Below are 5,564 nucleotides of genomic sequence, written 5' to 3' on the forward strand. Positions count from 1 at the left end.
CCCTGCTTGGTGAACAGCTTGAGCGCTTCCTTGGCGATGTCCTGATCGGCAAAAGCCAAAAAGTCGGGCATGGCTTCGAGGATGGTGACTTCGGAACCGACGCGACGCCAGACCGAACCCATTTCCAGACCAATGACACCAGCACCGATGATGGCCAGCTTCTTGGGCACGGATTCCTGATTCAGGGCGCCTTCGTTATCCATGACGATCTTGTTGTCGACCGGCACGTTCGGCAAGTGACGCGGCTTGGAGCCGGTCGCGATGATGACCTGCTTGGCCAGCACCTCATCGGCACCAACCTTGACCTTGTACAGATCGCCTTCCTTGCCAACAAAGGAACCATGACCGTTGAGCAGGGTGACCTTGTTCTTCTTGAACAGGCCCTTGATGCCCGAGGTCAGCTGGGTAACGATGGTGTCCTTGCGGCCCTTCATTACCGGCACATCGATGGTGGCTTTGCCAACCTTGATACCCTGGGCTTCAAAGCTGTGACCGGCTTCTTCGAACAGGTGCGAGGTATGCAGCAGGGCCTTGGACGGGATGCAGCCAACGTTCAGGCAAGTGCCACCGAGGCGTGGCTCGCCCTTCGGGTCGGCATACGGATTGGATTCGCAGCAGGCGGCGGAGAAGCCGAGCTGGGCTGCGCGAATGGCTGCAACATAGCCGCCGGGGCCACCGCCGATAACGAGCACGTCAAATTGCTTGGACATGTGTAAACCTTTCAGATTTCAGATGTGCAAAAGCGCCAGCGCCCTTAGCGGGACACTGGCGCCGGCCAACGTCGATTAGACGCCGAGCAGCAGGCGGGACGGATCTTCCAGCGCTTCCTTCATGGTCACCAGACCGAGAACGGCTTCGCGGCCGTCGATGATGCGGTGATCGTAGGACATGGCCAGATAGTTCATCGGACGCACAACGACTTGACCGTTCTCAACCATGGCGCGGTCCTTGGTGGCATGAATGCCGAGGATCGCAGATTGCGGCGGGTTGATGATCGGGGTGGACATCATGGAACCGAAGATGCCACCGTTGGAGATCGAGAAGGTGCCACCGGTCAGGTCTTCGATGGTCAGCTTGCCATCCTTGGCCTTGGCACCGAATTCGGCAATCTTCTTTTCGATTTCGGCAATGCTCATCTGGTCGGCATTGCGGATGATCGGCACGACCAGGCCACGCGGCGAACCGACAGCGATACCGATGTCGATGAAGCCGTGGTAGACGATGTCATTGCCATCGACCGAAGCGTTGAGGATCGGGAACTTCTGCAGGGCGGCACAGGCGGCCTTGACGAAGAAACCCATGAAGCCGAGGCGAACGCCGTGGGCCTTTTCGAACTTCTCGCCGTACTGCTTGCGCAGCGCCATCATCGGGCCCATGTTCACTTCGTTGAACGTGGTCAGGATGGCATTGGTTGCTTGCGATTGCAGCAGACGCTCAGCGATACGGGCGCGCAGACGGGACATCGGCACGCGCTGTTCGGTACGATCGCCGAGGGCGACAGTAACCTGCAGCGTCGGCATGGCGGCCTTGGCAGCAGCCGGAGCAGCAACCGGGCCAGACTTCGGCGCAGCGGCAACGGCATCTTCCTTGGTGACGCGACCACCACGGCCGGAACCGGCGACGTCAGCGGCAGCGATGCCTTTTTCGTCGAGGATCTTGCGGGCCGACGGGCTGGCCGTACCTGCCGGTGCTGCAGCAGCGGCAACCGGCGCAGCGGCAACTGCCGCTTTCGGCGCTTCAGCCGCCGGGGCAGCGGCCCCCGCTTTGGCTTCGGTATCGATGCGGGCAATCAACTCGGCCGAGACAACAGTCTCGCCATCACCCTTGATGATTTCGACCAGAACGCCAGCAACCGGCGACGGAACTTCGAGAACCACCTTGTCGGTTTCAATGTCAATCAGGATCTCGTCGCGAGCAACGGCCTCGCCGACTTTCTTTTTCCAGGAAGCGAGCGTGCCTTCGGCGACGGACTCGGAAAGCTGGGGAACTTGAACTTCGATAATACTCATAGTGACTCCACTCTGCTGTAGTTATCAGTACTCGATCTTGCCCAGTGCGGACTCGACCAGTGCTTTTTGTTGCTCGTTGTGCTTGGCCAGATAGCCGACCGCCGGAGAAGACGAAGCCGGACGAGACACCAGCAACATCTTCTGTTTGGTACCCAACTGGGTATCCAGATGATGACGGGATGCAATCCAGTACCAGGCGCCCTGATTGCGCGGCTCCTCCTGGGTCCAGACCACTTCGGTCGCCTTCGGATACTTGGCTAGTTCTTTCTCAAGCGAATCCTTCGGGAAGGGATACAACTGCTCAACGCGAACAATGGCGATGTCGGTAATCTTCTTCTCGCGGCGCGCTGCCAGCAAGTCGTAGTAAACCTTGCCGCAGCAGAGGATTACGCGCTTGACCTTCTTGGCATCGAGCTCATCAACTTCGCCGATAACGCGCTTGAACTCGCCAGTGGCCAGCTCTTCCATGCTTGAAGCGGCATCCTTGTGACGCAACAGCGACTTCGGCGTCATGACGATCAGCGGCTTGCGCTGCATGCGAACACCCTGACGACGCAGCATGTGGAAAACCTGGGCTGCCGTAGTCGGCACGCAGACTTCCATGTTCATTTCGGCACAAGCCTGCATATAACGTTCGAGACGAGCCGAAGAGTGCTCCGGGCCCTGACCTTCGTAGCCATGCGGCAGCAGCATCACCAAACCACAGGCACGGCCCCACTTGGCTTCACCGGATGCGATGAACTGGTCGATAACCACCTGGGCACCGTTGGCGAAATCGCCGAACTGGCCTTCCCAGATGACCAGCTCATATGGATTAGCCGAGGCATAGCCGTAATCAAAGGCAAGAACAGCTTCTTCAGACAGCACCGAATCAAAGCACTGGAAGCTGGCTTGCTTTTCCTGAAGCTGGCGGAGCGGGTAGTAAGTGCCCTTATCCCAGCTCGCCCGATTTTGGTCGTGAAATGCGGCATGGCGATGAAAGAAGGTTCCGCGACCGACGTCTTCACCCGAAATACGCACACCGTAGCCGGAGACCAACAATGAAGCGTAGGCGAGGTTCTCGGCCATACCCCAGTCAACCGGCAACTTGCCTTCGCCCATCGCAGCGCGGTCTTCAACGATTTTCTTGACCCGCGAGTGGAGCGCGTAGCCTTCCGGAAAGGTGGTAAGTCCCTTGGCAAGACGCTTCAGTTCTTTCATCGGCACCGTCGTATCGCAGGTTTCGATGTAACTCTTGGTCAGGAACGGGGTCCAGTCGATAGTCATCGGATGCTTGTAACCAGCCAGCACCGGGTTGTAAAGCAACTCGCCCTGGTCGAGGTGTTCGCGATATTCCTTGATCATCTGATCCGGACCGTCGGCGGCCAAGACGCCTTCAGCGATCAGGCGATCGCCGTAAAGCTTGCGGGTGCCAGGATGCTTGCTGATAATTTTGTACATCAGCGGCTGGGTAACCATAGGCTCGTCCTGCTCGTTGTGGCCAAGCTTGCGGAAACAGATGATGTCGACGACGACATCTTTCTTGAATTCCTGACGGAACTCCATGGCCAGTTGGGTAACCAGCGCAACAGCTTCCGGGTCGTCACCGTTCACATGGAAAATCGGCATATCAGCCATCTTGAAGATGTCTGTGCAGTAATGGCCAGACCGATAATCGCGCGGATCGCTGGTGGTGAAGCCGATCTGGTTGTTCACCACGATATGCAGGGTACCGCCCGTACCGTAGCCACGGGTCTGTGCAAAGTTGAGCATCTCCTGGTTGACACCCTGGCCGGCAAGGGCAGAGTCACCGTGCACAACGACCGGCAGCACCTTGGACTTACCCTCTTCGCCACGACGAACCTGGCGGGCATACACGGAACCCTCAACCACTGGATTAACGATTTCGAGGTGCGACGGGTTGAATGCCAGCGTCAGGTGGCAGGCACCGCCCGGGGTGGACACGTCGGACGAGAAGCCCATGTGGTATTTGACGTCACCAGCCGACAGGTCACTCTTTTTCTTGCCTTCGAATTCAGCGAAAAGCATCGACGGGGCCTTGCCCAGCGTATTGACCAACACGTTCAGACGGCCGCGATGCGCCATTCCGATGACGACTTCGTCAATGCCCAGCTTGCCACCAGTACGAATGGCCTCGTCCATGGAAACGATCAACGATTCGCCGCCTTCCAGCGAGAAACGCTTCTGACCAACATACTTGGTATGCAGGTAGCGCTCCAGCGTTTCGGCTGCGGTCAACCGCTCCATGAGGCGTTTCTTCTGCTCAGCAGAATAGGTCGGGCGTGAACGAATCCCCTCGAGACGCTCCTGTAGCCAGCGCTTCTCGTTGTAGTCAGACATGTACATGTACTCGACACCAACCGTGCCACAGTAGGTCTGCTTCAAGGTTTCAAGGATGTCGCCAAGCCTGGCAGTTTCCGGCAGGCCTTTCAGTGAACCAACGCTAAACAACTGATTCAGGTCGGCATCGGTGAAGCCATAGAACGATGGCTCAAGCTCATCAATTTTCGGGCGAGGCGATCGCTTAAGTGGATCAAGATCCGCCCAACGCGTGCCAATCGAACGATATGCCGTAACCAACTGACCAACTGCAGACTGTTTCTTGTTATCGATACCGGCAGCAGGAGCCGGGCGAAAACCACCGTCTTTGGCCAGTTCCGCAAAAGCAGAAATGACTGGCGCATGCGCAACGTCGCGCGCAACAAAGCCCGGCATCTGGGCCAGGCGGTCAAAATACTCTCGCCACTCTTCAGGCACGGCGGTCGGGTTATTCAGGTAGTTTTCGTACAGCTCTTCGACAAACGGCGCATTCCCACCGAAGTACATTGTGCTGTCAAATAAGTTGTTCATCGTAGTCATAGGCATCCCCTCAAGGGTATTTTTTTCCACTGTAGCCACAGATCGCTTGATCACAAGTTTCTGTGGGTAAAAAAAGGGCGACCACACGGCCGCCCAATTTCGTTCTTAGCCGCGTTGGGCAAGCGGTACTACGTCGCGCTTTGCTGCACCGACGTAAAGCTGGCGCGGCCGACCGATCTTGTATTCCGGATCGGTGATCATTTCTTCCCACTGCGTCATCCAGCCGACCGTGCGGGCCAGCGCGAAGATGCAGGTGAACATTTCGGTCGGAATGCCGATCGCCTTCTGGACAATGCCAGAGTAGAAATCGACGTTCGGATAGAGCTTCTTTTCGACGAAGTACGGGTCTTCCAGAGCGATCTTTTCGAGCTCCATGGCCAGCTTGAACAGACGGTCGTTTTGGAGACCGAGTTCGGTCAGCACTTCGTTGCACACCTTGCGCATGAGCGTGGCGCGCGGGTCGAAGTTCTTGTACACGCGGTGGCCGAAGCCCATCAGCTTGAAGGAATCGTTCTTGTCCTTGGCGCGGGCGATGTACTCGGGAACGCGCGAGACGTCGCCGATTTCTTCGAGCATTTGCAGGCAGGCTTCATTGGCGCCGCCGTGCGCCGGGCCCCACAGGCAGGCGATGCCGGCGGCGATGCAGGCGAAGGGGTTGGCGCCAGATGAGCCGGCCAGACGCACCGTCGAGGTCGA

Annotated in this window: 4 protein-coding genes; all 4 read right to left on the minus strand. The window is 57.9% G+C overall.

From position 1 onward, the window contains the following. Positions 1-710 (minus strand): FAD-dependent oxidoreductase (locus ADADOO_RS16025; RefSeq protein WP_511278509.1); only part of this gene is annotated, 710 nt, incomplete at its 3' end. Between the two features lie 75 nt (positions 711-785). Then, entirely contained in the window at positions 786-2,009 is a 1,224-nt protein-coding gene (gene odhB, locus ADADOO_RS16030) for a 2-oxoglutarate dehydrogenase complex dihydrolipoyllysine-residue succinyltransferase (protein WP_511278510.1), read from the minus strand. A gap of 24 nt (positions 2,010-2,033) precedes the next feature. After that, a complete protein-coding gene (locus tag ADADOO_RS16035; protein WP_511278512.1) occupies positions 2,034-4,874 on the minus strand; it encodes a 2-oxoglutarate dehydrogenase E1 component in 2,841 nt (946 codons plus the stop codon). Between the two features lie 99 nt (positions 4,875-4,973). Next, positions 4,974-5,564, minus strand: a 591-nt coding sequence (locus ADADOO_RS16040) for a citrate/2-methylcitrate synthase (protein WP_511278511.1), incomplete at its 5' end; no start/stop codon positions are given.

The sequence above is a fragment of the Azonexus sp. genome (genome assembly GCF_036170495.1).
In the GTDB taxonomy this organism is placed as follows: Bacteria; Pseudomonadota; Gammaproteobacteria; order Burkholderiales; family Rhodocyclaceae; genus Azonexus.